Source organism: Castellaniella sp. (assembly GCF_049650445.1).
In the GTDB taxonomy this organism is placed as follows: Bacteria; Pseudomonadota; Gammaproteobacteria; order Burkholderiales; family Burkholderiaceae_B; genus Castellaniella.
The window spans coordinates 68,520-83,680 of sequence record NZ_JBASAD010000032.1; the positions used below are offsets into that span (position 1 = coordinate 68,520).

Annotated in this window: 12 protein-coding genes; 2 read left to right on the forward strand and 10 right to left on the reverse strand. The window is 66.4% G+C overall.

The genetic code is table 11. From position 1 onward, the window contains the following. Nucleotides 1–9: 9 nt before the first annotated feature. The 3 genes from WA983_RS10630 to WA983_RS10640 all read right to left on the reverse strand — a co-directional run bounded on the left by WA983_RS10630 (nt 10) and on the right by WA983_RS10640 (nt 3,910). Complete coding sequence (locus tag WA983_RS10630) at nt 10–450, reverse strand: type III secretion system chaperone (protein ID WP_424251833.1); 441 nt, start codon at nt 448–450, stop codon at nt 10–12. A 136-nt stretch (nt 451–586) separates the two neighbouring features. Continuing rightward, complete coding sequence (locus tag WA983_RS10635; RefSeq protein WP_424251835.1) at nt 587–1,069, reverse strand: type III secretion system chaperone; 483 nt, start codon at nt 1,067–1,069, stop codon at nt 587–589. Nucleotides 1,070–1,114: 45 nt separating this feature from the next. Continuing rightward, nucleotides 1,115–3,910, reverse strand: a complete 2,796-nt coding sequence (locus tag WA983_RS10640) for an inositol phosphate phosphatase SopB (protein WP_424251837.1) — start codon at nt 3,908–3,910, stop codon at nt 1,115–1,117. 261 nt (nt 3,911–4,171) lie between these two features. On the opposite strand from WA983_RS10640, the gene WA983_RS10645 reads away from it, so the two are divergent. Beyond that, the gene (locus tag WA983_RS10645) at nt 4,172–4,699 is read left to right on the forward strand and encodes a SecDF P1 head subdomain-containing protein (RefSeq protein WP_424251839.1); all 528 of its coding nucleotides are present in this window, start codon (nt 4,172–4,174) and stop codon (nt 4,697–4,699) included. A 25-nt stretch (nt 4,700–4,724) separates the two neighbouring features. Next, entirely contained in the window at nt 4,725–5,150 is a 426-nt protein-coding gene (locus WA983_RS10650; protein ID WP_424251841.1) for an ATP-binding protein, read from the forward strand. Nucleotides 5,151–5,188: 38 nt separating this feature from the next. Here WA983_RS10650 and WA983_RS10655 read toward each other — a convergent pair whose 3' ends face one another. The 7 genes from WA983_RS10655 to WA983_RS10685 all read right to left on the reverse strand — a co-directional run bounded on the left by WA983_RS10655 (nt 5,189) and on the right by WA983_RS10685 (nt 14,905). Continuing rightward, on the reverse strand, nt 5,189–8,020 hold the full coding sequence (locus WA983_RS10655; RefSeq protein ID WP_424251843.1) for a PP2C family protein-serine/threonine phosphatase: 2,832 nt from the start codon (nt 8,018–8,020) through the stop codon (nt 5,189–5,191). Further along, entirely contained in the window at nt 8,010–8,756 is a 747-nt protein-coding gene (locus tag WA983_RS10660) for a hypothetical protein (protein ID WP_424251845.1), read from the reverse strand. The genes WA983_RS10655 and WA983_RS10660 overlap by 11 nt, the downstream gene beginning before the upstream one ends. Continuing rightward, entirely contained in the window at nt 8,753–9,880 is a 1,128-nt protein-coding gene (locus tag WA983_RS10665; RefSeq protein ID WP_424251847.1) for an alanine racemase, read from the reverse strand. The genes WA983_RS10660 and WA983_RS10665 overlap by 4 nt, the downstream gene beginning before the upstream one ends. Beyond that, a complete protein-coding gene (locus tag WA983_RS10670; RefSeq protein ID WP_424312007.1) occupies nt 9,877–10,551 on the reverse strand; it encodes a hypothetical protein in 675 nt (224 codons plus the stop codon). Before WA983_RS10670 ends, WA983_RS10665 begins: the two co-directional genes overlap by 4 nt. Next, the gene (locus WA983_RS10675; protein WP_424251851.1) at nt 10,548–11,609 is read right to left on the reverse strand and encodes an ABC transporter substrate-binding protein; all 1,062 of its coding nucleotides are present in this window, start codon (nt 11,607–11,609) and stop codon (nt 10,548–10,550) included. The genes WA983_RS10670 and WA983_RS10675 overlap by 4 nt, the downstream gene beginning before the upstream one ends. After that, nucleotides 11,606–13,870, reverse strand: coding sequence for an MFS transporter (locus tag WA983_RS10680; RefSeq protein WP_424312008.1), 2,265 nt, complete (start codon nt 13,868–13,870; stop codon nt 11,606–11,608). Before WA983_RS10680 ends, WA983_RS10675 begins: the two co-directional genes overlap by 4 nt. A gap of 96 nt (nt 13,871–13,966) precedes the next feature. Then, nucleotides 13,967–14,905 carry an EamA family transporter gene (locus tag WA983_RS10685; RefSeq protein ID WP_424312009.1) on the reverse strand — a complete coding sequence of 313 codons (939 nt, stop codon included), beginning with the start codon at nt 14,903–14,905 and terminating at the stop codon, nt 13,967–13,969. Nucleotides 14,906–15,161 lie beyond the last annotated feature (256 nt).

Below are 15,161 nucleotides of genomic sequence, written 5' to 3' on the forward strand. Positions count from 1 at the left end.
CCTCCGGCGCTAGACGGATTGCAGAAAGACGGCGGGGTCGAGCGCGCCGGGCTGACCGGCGGGTCGCGACTGTGCGCGGGACCAGGACTCTGCCAGGTCCAACAAGGACTCCAGCGCGGGGCACAGCGTGGCGGCGGAGCACTCAGCCAGCTTCAGGGCCACCTGCATGTGCGGCCGGCCATCGGGCGCAATACACAGCACCGCGCCATGACCCGCTTGCATGAAATTGGCCCGGGCCATGCGGTCGGCTTGGCACGCATCAATGCCGTGGTCGGCAAGCCTGCACGACAGCAGCACCAGGCCGCGCGCACCCACATGCATGACCTGCACCACTTGCCGGCCGTCGAACACCAACTGGCAGATCCCTTCTTCTGAAGGGGTCAGGCCGGTGATGCCCAGCGCAAGGCCCAGATCAGAGATCACGCGAGCGTAAGGCGAATCGACGGACATGGATGGCCTGCCTGCGCAAGCAGGCATGAAAGTTCAAGGATTGTTAAAAATACGCCAGACCGGTGCGATTGAACAGGGGCAGAAACCAGGGGGCGCCTTGTGGCGCCCCCTGGTTTCTGTTGGCACTGACTGCAACTCAAGCCAAAGAACCGGGCGGCATCCTCGTCGAAACTGCAGAGGCCGCATCGGGCGCTGCGCCGGTGCGCAAGGGGCCGCCGTCGTTGGCATCCTCGATGCGCTCGCGCCAGTAGGCTGCCACGTTGGCGAACTGCTCGACCCAGGCCGAGATCGAATCCAGATCCAGGCCCGCCTGCACGCGCCGATCCGCCAGAAAGACACGCCCTGTGTCGAAATCGACGCTGAAGGTCGCCCCTCGCGTACCCTGCCAGAACAGGTTGGCCGACAGAAGCATGGCGTAGATGGCGTCACGGCGGTCGGGGTCGGCCTCGGGCAAGCGGGCGAACAGGATCGCGAGATCATCGTCCGCCTCGTACTGCAAGTGGATTTCGTGATCATCAATCATGAGGCCCACATAGCCGTCTTCGCCCGCCGCCATGTCGACCATGCCCAGCGATTGGCCCAGTTCGGCGATCAAGGCCTGGTATGAAGAGAGAGACATGCAGTGCTCCTGTGAATCGAGGAATATTGGATCGGTGAAACGGGATCAGGCCTTGGCAAACTTGCCCAGCCCGCAGAGAAATTGCCGAACTTCGGGATCGGGCAGCCGTTCTTTCAGGTGGCCGGCTTCCTTGCTGCCGCCCATGCCCGTGTTCCAGCGCTGGTTCTCAAGCTGGCCGGAACTGGAGCTGACTGTATAGTAGACGCCCTGATCGTCGCCCTGCAGGCGTTCGTCGGGATTCATCTCGCCGCCCATGTCGCGCAGGATCAGCTTGGCTTTGAGTTCGACATCGGTGACGCCGCCGCGGTCTTTGTCGCTCTTGCAGCCCTTGGACATCGTACCGGCCAGGTCGGTGGCCCCGACCAGGCCCAGGCCCTGTTCAGCCAGGCCCTGCAGCACCAGGATCTCGCGGCCCATCTTGGCCGTGTCGCCGTTGCCCGTACGGAAGGATTCCTCCGTGAACAGGGTGCGCACCAGATCGGTCTGACCACGCAATTGGGCCATGAGGCCCTCGGCCTTCGCCAACTGCCCGGGCAGCGTGCCTGGATCGTTGACCACAGCCTCCAGGCGATCATAAACCTCGCCGACGAAGCCTCCCGGCCGCACGCCCCGGGCGCCGAACCCGCCCTCGCCCAGATCGCCCACCAGCTTGATCATGTTGGCGGTGTTGTGCTCGTGGACATTGTTCCAGACGCGCATGAGCATTTCTCGCCCGCCAGTGGAAATGGCGTTGATGCCGAACGAGAACGTGATGGCGTCCACATCCACCGTTCGAGCCTCGCCCTGCCGTTCCGGATGACCCGGATCAAACACCCGCAAGGTCTGCCCCGGCCCCGAATTGGCCTCGAAGGCCCGGAACTGGTTCTGCGTATAGGTGCGTTCCTGGTAATCCTGGATACCCAGATTGTCGCGCAGCGAATCGGGCGAGATCAGGTTGACGCTGACATGCACCAGCCGGGGAGGCGGGGCATCCTGCGGCCGGTCCGGATCGGTCAGCACGCCGCGCAGGCGGTCGTTGCTGGTCAGGGCGACCTCGAGCACTTCGCGCGCGCCGCGTTCATTGGACGTCTGACGATCGTCGCCGTCCTCTACGCCCCACATGTCCAGCACGCCATGGCCCACCACCGTGGTCATCACCTGACCCTCGGGATCGCGCAGGCGGCTGACCTTGAGATTGCGGGCATGATCCTCGCTGTCCTTGACGCCTGCGGACACCCCGCCGATCCGGCCCTGACCCAGATCGACGCCCAATTCATGACCGATGAACTGGGCCGGCACGACCTCGCTTTTGTAGGTGCGCATCACACCATCGCGCATCACCGGCATGTCGCGCGCCACCGGCTGCCAGGTTTCCAGCCCCGCCAGGGCCTGGCGTTCGCTGCGCGCCAGGCTGGACTTGGAGAACAGCGCATCAAGGGTATTCCGGGGAATGCCGACGCCCTCGAGGCGGGCGCGCAAGTCCTGCATCGTGTCGCGCTTGCCCTGGACGACGGGGTGCGTGTCCTTGTTCGACTTGCTGGGCGCCTCGATGGTCTGCAGCGTATCGATATTCTCGCTGTCCCGATACTCCTGGCTGCGATCATTGCACACCAGCGCCCATTGGGCGCGAACCTGCGCCAGCTCGCCCATTTGATCGGGTGTGAGCGCCGGATCGCCTCCATGGGCATTCCGGTTCAATTGATCCAGCAAATGGTTGCCCGCCTGGGCCCAGATCAGGTTGGCGTGCTTGACGGAGCGGTCGGTCAGGGGATCGGTCAGGCGCATTTCATCGACATAGGCGCTCTTGGCATCCAGCAGCTCGGTCTGGCGGTCCATGTCGAGATACAGCGCCTGGCCGACGGACAGCTTTTCATTGCGGACCCGGATCTGGCCCTCGAGCGCGTCCTTGCGCGCCTGGAGTGTTTTCGCCTCGCCGGAACCCACGGGCGCAGCCTGAAGGTCGCGGTCGACCTCGTTCAGTTCTTCCGTCAACGCCTCCAGTTCGTTTTGAAGTGTCTGGATGCCGTTCCACAAACCGTCCCGGCAGACGTCCAGGTCGTCGCGCTGATGACCCAAAGCTTCGGACAGGCCCTGCAGGCTGTCCTGGTTCCAGGCCTGCCGTCCCAGCAGTTCCGTGGTCCGATCCAGATGCTCCAGGGCCTGCGCCACCTGCGGATCATGCCGCGGGCCACCGCCATACACCTGATGCAGGCCTTCGGTGAGGCGCGCGGGATTGAGCTCGATCCGCGACAGCGGGCTGTCCTTGGGCGCACCCTGGATCAGTTGCGTGAGCTCCGGGAAGCGCGCCCCGCACTGTTCAGCACGCAATTCACGCAATTCAGTCTCGGCCCGGGTCCGCAGGGACTGGACGTCCGTCTGGCTCAAGGGGGTGTTGCCATAACGGGAGTCGTTGCGCACGGCACGGATGACGACCGCCCGTTCATCGCGCAGTTCGGGGCCTTCCAGGCCACGCAGCGTCTGTCCCAGCAAGGATTCATTGTGCCGCACCACCTGCAGCCGGTATTCCTGGGCCTTGTTCAGGATCTTGCCGATCTGATGATTCGTCAGAGGACGATCATTGTTCGCCCAGTCGGGCGGCAGCCCGCAAGCCCGCAGTGCCCGCTGAGCGCCAGCCCGGCCCTCGGTCTTCTCAAGCAGTCCCTGGAAAGCCTGTTTGACCTGGATGCGCTCCTGAACCCGCGCCTGCTGCTCCTGAGGCGGGCGGAACCAGCCTTGAATGCGGCCGGCCAGACGCGACAGGCCGCTTTGGCGCACGCCCTCCTGCCCCTGGGGATTCTGGCGGATTTCTCGCTCGAAGACTCCGCTGCCCAGCTGTCTGAAATTCTCGAGGCCGAGTGCCATCGCGTTTCTCCGTCTATCGGTCAAGGTTCATTACATGGCGATGAGTAACCCGTTCCATATAACGAGTTCCATCAAGCGCAACGTTTAACCCCCGAGATCAACATGGCCATTGGCTTGCGCCCGGTCCGTGTGTATAGTTTCTGGTGACGGCGCTATTGCGCGCCGGCCGGCTACCGAACAACAGCCCCCGACGGCAATTTCCACAGGGCGGCATGCATGCGGCGGACGGTTCCACTCCCTCAGGCCTTCCAAGCCACCACCATGCACGTGACAACCCGTTTCTCCGTTCCTTTCCTGCTGGCCTCCTTGCTGGTCCTCGCGGGATGCCAGAATCTCCCCTCGGCATCCCGGACGGCGCAGTCCGACACGCAGCAAACCGCCGCCGGCTCGACCTCAGGCGCCACGCGCATCGTGCAGCCGGTCGCCATCTATCTCGCCCAATCGGCGCCTGGCGATCAACTGGTCGCCGTCCCGGTTCCGGACGGCACGGTCTATCTTCATGCCCGCCCCATTCTCGCCCGAGAAGACCTGACCGAAGCCGCTGCCCTGTCCGACCGCCAGGGCGGGCATTTCGTCGGGTTGCGCCTGACGCCTGCCGGCGCCGAACGGCTCGGCTCCGTCAGCCGCCAGAATATCGGCGGCTTGCTGGCCCTGGTCATCGGCCGCGAGCTGGTGGCTGCCCCCCGCATCTCCGGCACGCTGGATCGCGGTATTCTGGCCTTCGAGGTTCCCTCGGCCGAGGCGGCCGCCGACCTGGCCGCACGCATCCGGGGCGACGCGCCTCAGTAAGCCGTCGGTTCGCACCGGATCTCCCATGCCCCACAGCCACAACACGCTCGCCCTGCCCGCCGACCTGGGTGCGACCCCGCTCGCTCTACAGTGGATCGAGGGTCTCGCCGAACGCCTGGGCTGGCCTGCCCGTATCACGTTCAGGCTGTCGCTGTCGCTCGACGAAGCACTGACCAACGTCGTGTCCTATGCCTTCGACCCTCCCGGACCGGAGACGCCGGCCATCACCGTTTCCTGCCAGGCCGACGACACGCGCATCAAGATCGAACTGCGCGACAACGGGCGCCCCTACGACCCCACGGCAGGCGCTCCGCCGCCCCTGGCCGTCGACCTGGACGAAGCCCACGTCGGCGGGCACGGGGTGCGGTTGATGCGGTACTACCTGGACACGCTCGACTACCAGCGGCAGGACGGCTGGAACTGCCTGACCCTGATCATGAAAATCGCCTGAAGGGCCGGCCCCGGGCGGAAGCCCCGGGGCGACCTTCTTCACTCACCCCGATAGCGCAGGCACAGGCTGGTCACATCGTCGGTCGGATCGGTGCCGTTCTCGAATGCGCGCACATCGGCGATCACCGCGTCGATCAGGACGTCCAGCGCCACGTCCGGAGACTGCGCGCGCAACAGGCCGGCCAGGCGCTCCTCACCGAAAACCCGGCCCTCGGGATTGAAGGCCTCGGTGATGCCGTCCGTATACAGGTACAGGCGATCGCCCGGCTTCAGGTACATGGTCTTCTGGGTGTAGGGGATGTCTTCTGCGATGCCCACGGCGATGCCTTGTGTCGGCGGCACGACGGACAATTCTCCCTGAGCACCGATCAACCACGGCATATGATGGCCGGCATTGACGTAGTCCAGCCTGCCATCACGCAGGTCCAGCGTCGCGTAGAACAGGGTCACGAACAACATTTGCTCGTTTTCGGCGGCCAGCAGCGCGTTGACGCGCTGGACGCAGTCCGCCGGACGCCGGACGAAACGCGCCGTGGATTTCAGCAAGGTGCGCGAAATAGCCATGAACAGGGCGGCGGGAATACCCTTGCCCGAGACGTCGGCGATGACGAAGCCCAGATGATTCGCGTCGAGCATGTAGAAATCGTAGAAGTCTCCGCCCACGTCACGAGCGGGGATGATCCGGCAGTCGAGGTCCATGCGCGGATCGTCCGGCATGGTGCGCGGCAGGATGCTGAACTGCACGGCGCTGGCGATCTGCAGCTCCTGCTGCAGCCCGGCCAGCTTCGTCTTGGTGATCAGGGCATCGCGCAATTCGATCACCATGTCGGACAGCCGCTGGTGCTGCTCAACCAACCGGCAGCGAAGATCGCCCATGACCTCGGCCAGGCGCCGCAAGCCGTCGCCTTCCTCGGACGAATGGCCCAGCCGGCCAATCAGCGCCTGAACCTCCTGGCGGCTCACGGAGTCCATCGAGTCAGCCAGGGCCCGCAGTTCGCCAGCCATGACGGCCTCCTGGAGGCGGCGGATACGCGCCTGCTGCGCCTGATCGCGCGCCAATTGCAGCGTCTTGTGGCGGAAGGCGGCAATGCTGTACCCCAGGCGCTCGATCTCGTCCTGGCGGGCCGCCCCGGATCGCCCGTCCGCCTCCTCCGGCGAACCGCTGAGTTCACCCAGCGTCCGGAGGGAATCCTGCAGTGGCCGGAAGCTGCGCCAGATGATCCGGTGAATCAGCACCAGCCCCAGAATCGCCAGGCCAGCAGCCAGCAGAAGCGCCAGCGTGCCCAGCGTCATGCTGGGCTTCATCAGGGTCGTGACATCCTTAAGCGTCACGAGCAGGCCGCCCGCCCCCCCCGAGATACTGGTGACGGGTGTCGCCGTCAGCAGCAGGATCCTGCCCTGGTCCTCCAGGGTCCGGTATTGCACATCCTGCACCATCAGCGCCAAATTGAGGCGCGACCACTGGCTGAATCCGGTGCTGGCGACCAGGCGCCCCCGGGAATTCAGGAAGTGAACGCTATAGTTATCGTCGTCTCTGAGCGGGTCAATCCGCTGTGCGGCCCGTTCCAGGGTGCGACCGCCGATCAGCGCCCAAGTCCCGCCCCGGAAGTGAATGGGCTGAGCCGCCATCAGCATGGTCAGGTTGCCGTCCAGATCGCGCAGCCCCCTGACTTTTCCGCCGGCCAGTACGTTGTCCAGCGTCCCGGCGTCCAGCGGAGCGGCCTCGGAGGCGTCGCCCTGCAAGACATACACCCGGCGATTGGGATCGACGAGGGCCAGGTAGTCCAGCGAAGGCACCGGCTCACGCTGTGCCTTCGCTGGGTCACCCGCGACATCCAACTGGGGGGACAGAGCATGCAACCTGCCGGAGATGTCCCTCGTTTGGGACACCAGGAACTGTGTCCAAAGGGCGCTCTGGTCTTCCAGACCGAGATTGGCGGCCTGCTGGCGCAGCAAATGTTCCCGCAGCGCCTGCAGGCCCGATAGCGATCCAATCACCAAGGCGAAGCCCAAAGCTATAATGAGCGTCAGGCGCAGACGCAGCGACAGGCGCCGGGTGCGGTCCGGCGGAACGATCCGCACCTGCGGCGCAGAACCCGAGGACAGGATGCCCAGGGCTTCGAGCCGGGGGCGCGCCCGTCCGTCGAAATCGACGGCCAGCAGGGATTCGGCCTGATGCGCCAGATCGGCCCGCTGTCGCGCGACGCTGGCCGCCACCGCCTGCAGGCTGTCCCAGGCTTGGCCAAGAATGTCGCGAGTGTCGGGACGAGGCCCCGGAACCGACGCAATCAGATCAGCGGGCGCCCTCTCGAGCAAGGCCTGCAAGGCGCGCCGATGGCGCCGGAGACGGGCGCCGTGAAGTGCGGTGCATAAACCGCCCAGCAGCGCCAAGGGCAAGACCAGCCACCCCATCCCGGTCAGCAGGGCCGCATGGGAACCGCTCAGCACCGGGGGCGCCGCCTCGACTTTCAAGGTGCCGATCCGCTGTGTGCCCACGTTCAGTTCCGTGATCGCAGACGCCGCCGAACCCGCATCGGTGCGCCGAGCGATCCCCAGAATATTGCCACTGGCATCGGTCAGCTCGATGAGGGTGAGCTGAGGCTCATACTCCAGCGTGCCCTCCAGACTGCGGCTGATGGCCGGAATGGCATCGAGCGGAATGCCCAGCTGGGCCGCACGGACGAACTGCCGGCCCAGGGCACGTCCGACCGATGTGGCAAGATCACGGGACTGCTCCTGCACGGCGAATGCCACGGTTTCCTGAAGACGCCCGAGCAGAATGCCACTGACCAGGCCGGCCACGGCCAGGACGATCAGGAAGCCTCCGGCGGCATCACGCAACCAGACGCGGACACCACGGTCACTCAGCATGGTCCAGCTCCTTCAACTGCTGCAACTTCCGGTCCAGGGTCTGCAAGGTGGCTCGATGGCGCTCGCTGGCCCGTCGGGCGGCGGAGACCAGGGGATCCCGATCCCCGCCGGGAGACACTTCATCCCGCAGGATTGCGCCAACCTGCAGAAACGGCCGCAAGCGGCGGCGCGCCAGCCAGGCCGCCCCCAGGCTCGACACCAGCACGGCCAGCGCCGTCAGCGCCAGCGTAGGCAAGCCCCGAGCAAGCCAGGCCTGCAGGCTGTAGGCCTGCTTCGCATGCGACGCCACCAGAACCAGACCGCCCACCTCCTGCCCCAGCTCATCTCGCAGATCGACGCCGCAGCTGCGCGCATGCGAATCGTCGACGCACCAGACGCCCCGGGCGCCGGCCCCCTGCTTCCAGGCCTCCGGCATGGCGCCGCCCAGCTTCCCCTGGTCCGTGCTGTAGAGCACCTGGCCGGACTTGCCATAGATGCTGATGTCCCGGATGTCCGGCAAGCCGGATTTCCCGCGTTCGATCAGCCGCTGCAGACCGGAGCTCTGTTCCAGAGTCAGGCCCAGGATCAGGCTGGCCTCGATGGTGCTGCGCAGGCTTCCGAGCACGTATTGTTCATGGGCCTGTCGAGTCTGGTCGATGGCCTGCTGCTCGATGCGCACGGTCAGAAGCGTGGCGCCGAATACGGCGGCCAGAGCGCAGCAGGCCAAGGCAAGAATCAGAAGCAACGGGGTTTTCATGGCAGGCTTTCCGACAGGCGGGATACAAGGGACGGGTCAGGGTGAGCAGCATGATAGCGCCTGCCGCATCCGGCGGCGGTCGCGATCAGCAAAGCGTTGGCGGGCAGGCCGGCCAGCGCCGCCAGGGTTTCGAGCCGCTGGTGCTCGCCGAACATTTCGGCCCATTGTCCCGGGACGGCCAGGCGGGCCGGCAGCCCGGTCACGTCCACACTGGTCAAGCCCATGGAGATGCCTCCCACGATAGGCGCGCGATGCGGGCCGAAATACGCTGCGCCCCGATTCATCAAGGCATAGGGCAGGCCATGAGCGTAGCCGATGCCCAGGGTCGCGATGCGCATGGGGCCCGGGCAGCGGAATTGCTGGTCGTAGCCTATGCCGGCCCCGGCAGGCAGGTCGGCGACCTGCAGGACCGGCGCGCGCAAGCGAGCCACAGGCAGCAGGGGCAGGGCCTGCGAGGGTGTAGTGTTCACGCCGTACAGGGCGCTGCCTACGCGGGCCATGTCGAGATGATGCCCGGGGCATTCGAAGATGCTCGCCGAGATCGCCAGGCTGCGGGCGGCCCGGGGCAGCGGCGCGATCAAGTCCAGGAAGCGGTCGCGCAGGCTCTGCCGCTCCGGGCCCTCGGGCGAGCTGAAGCTGGCCGGCTGGGTAATCCAGGCACGCACCCGCAGCGGCGCCAACCCTTGCGCCGCCAGACGCGCAATCGCCTCGGGCCTCAGGCCCAGGCGTCCCAGGCCGGTGTCCAGCGCAATGGCGACCGTCAAAGCGCCTGCGCGGCGCGCTTGCGCGATCTCGTCCAGATCGTTGAGGACGGGGATCAGGCGCTGGGCCCGACAGTCTCTCGCCGACGCGCCGCGCAGGCCGTTCAGGACGAAGATTTCGGCGGCCGGCGCCAGCGCACGCACGCGGCAGGCCTCATCGTAGCCCAGGACCCAGTATTGCCGGCAGCCCCGGGACGACAGCATCGCGACAACCGGCTCCAGCCCCAGTCCGTAAGCATTGCACTTGACGACGGCGCCCAGATCGTCGCCGGTGTAGCGGTCGCGGACGGTCTGCCAATTGCTCGCCAGGCGGTCCAGGTCGATCTCCATCAAGGGGGAATCGGCATACACGGCAACGGTCATGACCCGGCAGCCTCCGGAGGCACGAGGACGCAGCCGGCCTGCGTCAGGAGCCGCCCGCGCCACCCCTGGGACAGCAGCCGGTCTTGTTCGTCCAGAGGCAGTTCATCCAGCGGGCGGGCGGCGGCCGCATCCCCCTGCGCAGCGGATGCGGCCGCCATCCCGGCGCGACGGGCCATCAGATAGCGCAGCGAACCCTGATAAACCCGGCGCAGGCACCGGATTTCGAAGCCTTCATACAGCAGGCTGCGCCAGCTCGCCGGATTCAACGGCGCCGCCGTGGCGTAGAGATAGGCGTCGGGATCGGCCAGTTCGATGCGGCGGCGGATCAGCGCGCACTGCAGGCGCAGGCCCCGGTAGGCTTCGGCGACCGAGGATCCCGCCAGCTTCTGGATGCGTGCATCCTCGGGCCAGCCCAGCCAGAGATCCGGCCGGGTGCCTGGATCGGGGCCATCCTGCAACACACCGTAGGCCACCAGATCGCCGGCCGGATCGCAGACGCCGATGATGCTCCCTCCCCCCTCCAGAAGCGCGGCGAAGAATTCGGCGCGTTCGGGCCGGACCTGGTCGGGGCTCATGCCCAGGATCGCCTGCGCATGCAGGGCGACGATCCGGCCAAGGTCCTTTGGACCAAGAAGTATCCAGTGCAATTCGGATAACGCGCAGCGGGTCATCCGATATGCTCCGTCCACTCCGAGGCCCGGGTGATCACGTCGGCATAGTTCAGCATTTCAATGGGCGGATAGAAGCCGCCCAGCGCCTTGGCCGTATGCAGGTTGATCAGCAAAGCGAAGCGCTTCAGGGTTTCAATGGGAATTTGGGCGGCGGGAACGCCTTGATAAAGAATGGCTTCGGCTTGCACGGCGGCCAGCCGTCCGACGGAACGATAGCGGCTGACCAGACCGGTCAGCGCCGAAAATTTCTGGACGGCGAGTTCGGTCACGCCGAAGGTCGGGAGCTGCTGCTCGATGCTGGCAGGGATCACCCGGTCGTAGACCGTGCCCAGGAAGGTATCGGGCACCAGATAGAACCATTCGGCGCCTTCTTCCCGCAATTCGGCGATCAGCCGCTCGACGCCCTCTGCGGTGGGACGACCGGCGTCATCCAGCACGAAATGACGATGAATGGCCGTGCGATGGGTGGCGGCGCACAAGGCATCCATCTCGGCGGCAATCGCACGGGAATTGGGCTCGGTGGTGGAATACAGCAAGCCGACCCGGTCGAACCCCCGGTAGGCTGCCATGGCCTTGACCTGGGTTTCGGTGGGCACCACGTGCACGGCTCCGGTCACATTGCGGCCTTGCTGCGTGAGCGCCGGCACGATGCCGGCAGCCACCGGTGCGCTCACCAGGGCGAATACGACCGGGATGCCGCCTATATGGCCGGACGGATCGGGGTCGCGCCACGTGCCCGCCACGCCCAGGGTCACAGGCGTGCCCCAGGTGTAGATCAGGTCGGGCGCCAGGCCGGGAATCTCGTCCAGGATGGCAGGCAGCCGGCGGATGTCCTGTCCGACATCCCGGTGGACGATTTCCGGATTCTTGCCTTGCGCTTGCAGGTATTCCAGGAAGCCGTCCTCGACTTCCGTGCGTCCCCGGTAGGTGATCATCAAGATGCGGCGCCGAGCCGCTGCACGCGCCACCAGGGGCGCGGCCCCTCCCAGGACCCCGGAGGACAGGGCGGCTCGCAACAGGCGACGGCGGAAAGGAGAAGCAGGAGCGGGAGTTTTCATAAGAGACGGCCCGAGGGATTGGAAGTGGAACGCCATTGACCATAACCGTAGAGCAGGGCGCCGCCGGTGGTCAATAGACCGAACAGGGCCAGCGTGGACGCCGGGCCGAGCAGGCCCAGCGCCGCGCCTGCCAGGGCCGGGCCGGCAGCGGATCCGCCACGCTCGACCAGGCGAAACAGCCCCAGGACCTGGGCCGAATGGCGGCCCTGTCCGTAGTGGGCGTAGGTGGCCATCATGGACGACTGGGGCGTGATCGACAAAGCCTGGCCCAGCCCCAGGAGAAACAGGAAGGCCATGATCGTTCCCAGGCCGGGCCAGAGCACGGCCGGAACCACCCCCAGGCCGGCAATGAGCCCGCCCAGAATGATCTTGCGGGGCCGGACATCGCGCCCGGGCGATTCGCCCCAGCGGGCGAAAAGTGGAACGCACAGGACCATCATCAACGGGTAGATCATCTGGACCCGACCGATGCTGGACAGTGAATAGCCCTCGTCGGCCAGGATCAGCGGAACCAGGAAAAAACACAGGGCCGCGAGCATCAGTTTGGCTGGCACCGCGCATCCCAGCAGCAGGGCGCGCAAGCCAGGGATGCGCCAGGTATCCCGAAGCGCGCCTGGTGCCAGCCGGGCGGTAAGCGGCCGCCCGGCTGGCCGGGTTGCTGGCATCATGGTCCGCGCCAGGCACAGCGCAACCAGACACAGGCCGGCGCCAGCCAGGAACGCCGTGCCGGTGCCGAAATGCTCGGCCAGGAAGCCGCCGATAGGCGGCGCGCACAGGGCGGCGGCCAGAATGGCGCGGATGAAGATGGCGAGCCCCGCCGTGCGGGCGCCGGGATCGGCCTGATCGACGATGTGCCCCTGCGCCGAGGTGAAGACCAGAGTGAAGCCCAGGGCGCTGAACGCCCGGGCCAGAAGCAGGCCCGAATAGGAATCGGCGAAAGCGCACAGGCCGTAGCCGAGACCCGCCATGCCGGCGCCCAGCATCAGCCCGCGTCGACGGCCCAGCGATTCGGACCAGAGGGCCATGGGGATCTGACCCAGCGCGACGATCGCCATGAAAACGACGATGGGCAGACTGACGAGCAGCGGCACGTGGGCGGCGCCGACCGGCAGCAGCCGCTCGGTCAGGCTGGGCAGGAAGGGGCGATTCAGTTCCTCGGCCATCATGAAAACGAATAAGACGCCACGGACCTGCTCTGCCGGCAACGCAGCGCTGGCGCGCGCATCGGCCGCACCGGACGGCCGCCGGAAAGCGCTCGTTTGTGTCAGCAGCGACAGCAGCTCGAAACCGATCAGCAAGGCGACCAGGCCCAGGAAGGCCGTGTCCAGCAGCAGGCCGTGGATCTGGTTGGCGGCATGGCGGTTGTCGGGCACCACTTCCAGAGCGGCCACTGCGGCCCCCCGTGCAGGAATCGGCAACAACAGGCGCCCCGCCGGAGCGGCTGCATCGTCGAAGCCGTCGGGCGGGGCCGCCTGCAGTTCGATCCGTTCCAACTCGGGGTAATGCCGCCGCAGGGACTCGAAATACTCGGGCACGCCCTGCAATTGATCCAACGGGATCCCCAAGACCAACGCCTTGTCGATCAAAGAGCGAGCACCGTTGCCGATCGACTCGACTTTGGTCTCGATCAAGGGGTTCAGAGTGCGGTCGATGATGCGCAAAGCCTGATGGTCGATCAGGAACAGCCCCCCTCCCAGGATGAGGGCCAGCGCCAAAGGCAGACGCAGCCGGCTTCGCCCGACGCGGCCGGCGCGCAACGCCAACGCAGCCAGAAAACCCAGCAAAGTAGCGCCTGCCACGACAGGCAGGGCGTGCCCGCGCATGTCCTGGCGGATCGCTGCGGAGGGAACCTCCAGAGCACGGAGATCGTAGCGCAGCAGAATCCGCCCGGCGGGCAGCCCAAGATCGTCGAGCAGCGTCTGCCCCAGAGTGCCGGGCGGCGCGGTCTCAGGCACGGCGCCATCGCTGTAGAGCCGCCGCCCCCGGGCATCCTGGACGGCCATGCCGAGGATGTCGGCATCGAGGGCGCGTTCGCGCTGCAGGGCAGCTCCCAAGGTGCCTTCCTGGCTGTCGAGACTCACCCCCAGCGAGACGGCATGCATGGCGCCTTCGGCGGTACGGTCCAGCGCGATGGCGAAGCGGGATTCGAGGATGCCGCGATAGGCCTTGAGCAGTGAGCCTTCCGTCATCCAGGCGCCTGCAGCCAGGCAAGCTGCAATCAACAAGCTGAACAGGAATGCCGGAATCAGCGGGAATCGCATGAAAAAATTCGGGCCCTTGTGAACTCCCGCCCGCGGCGGGAAGCATGATTGGTGCTGAGTCACGAAATCGCTCGGAAAGTTCCAGCTTCCGCGTGTTCAGCGTCCTGCCCGCACGACCCCCACGCTGGCGGCCACCACCAGACTGGTGCCCAGCATCTGGCCCATCCCCATGCCCTGGCCCAGGAAGAGCCAGCCCGTTGCCGCGCCGACGGCCGGTTCCACGCTCATCAACACGCCGAACATGGCGGCCGGCATGCGCCGCAGAGCCGTGATCTCCAGGATGTAGGGCACCAACGGCACCAGCACCGCCAGGCCCGCCGTGAAAAGCAGTTGCTCCCATGGAAAGCGGACGGAGCCGGTCTCTGCCACGGCAAAAGGCAGAGACAGCAGCGCGGCCGCCGCCAAAGAGACGGCCAGCCCCTGCAAGCCTGGAAACACCGGGCCGATCCGCTTCATCATGACGATGTAGACCCCCCAGCCGACCGCCGCCAGCAAGGCGAAAGCGATGCCTACCGGATCAGTGCCGCCGGGCAGATGCGTGTCGCCCTGCACCAGCAACCCGATCCCGATCGCCGCCAGCAGCGGCCAGGCCAGAGCGCGCCAGCCGCGCGCCCCCAGAGCGGCCACCGCCAAGGGGCCGCAGAACTCCAATGCAACGGTCAGATGCTGGGGCAGACGCTCGATCGCCAGAAAGAAGGCCAGGGACATGACGGCCATGGCGGCCCCCAGAATCAAGGCCGCCCGCCACTGGGCGGCACCGTAGCGATGCAAGGGCGGGCGCACGAACAGCAACAGGGCCAGCGCAGCCCAGCACAGGCGCAGACTGGACGTGCTGAGCGCACCGTAATCGTGGATCACCGGCACGGACAGCGACACGCCGGTCTGAACACTGATCATGGCTGCCACGGCCAGGCAGACCGCCAGGCCGGTCCCCGAGCCGTGCTGGCCGGCCGCCGGACGGCGAGCGGCCCCGGCAGGGTGTTGGGATGCGGGAGAAAATGGCTTATCGTAGGACACAGCGAAGTTGGATTCCATGACCGGAATGCTTGCGATTCACAACTATACAGGACACTCATGACGCCACCGACCGCCGCGCCGGACACCACCGCCCTGCGCGCCCTCATTCAAGACCACTTCAACCGCTCGGACCTGATGCAGCAAACCCACATGAATCTGCCGGAACCCGCATGACCCGTCCTTCGATCCCGTTTTCGGTCCTGGACCTGGCCCCCATCGCCGAAGGCGGCAACGCCGCCGAAGCTTTCGCACACACCGCAGACCTGGCCCGCCA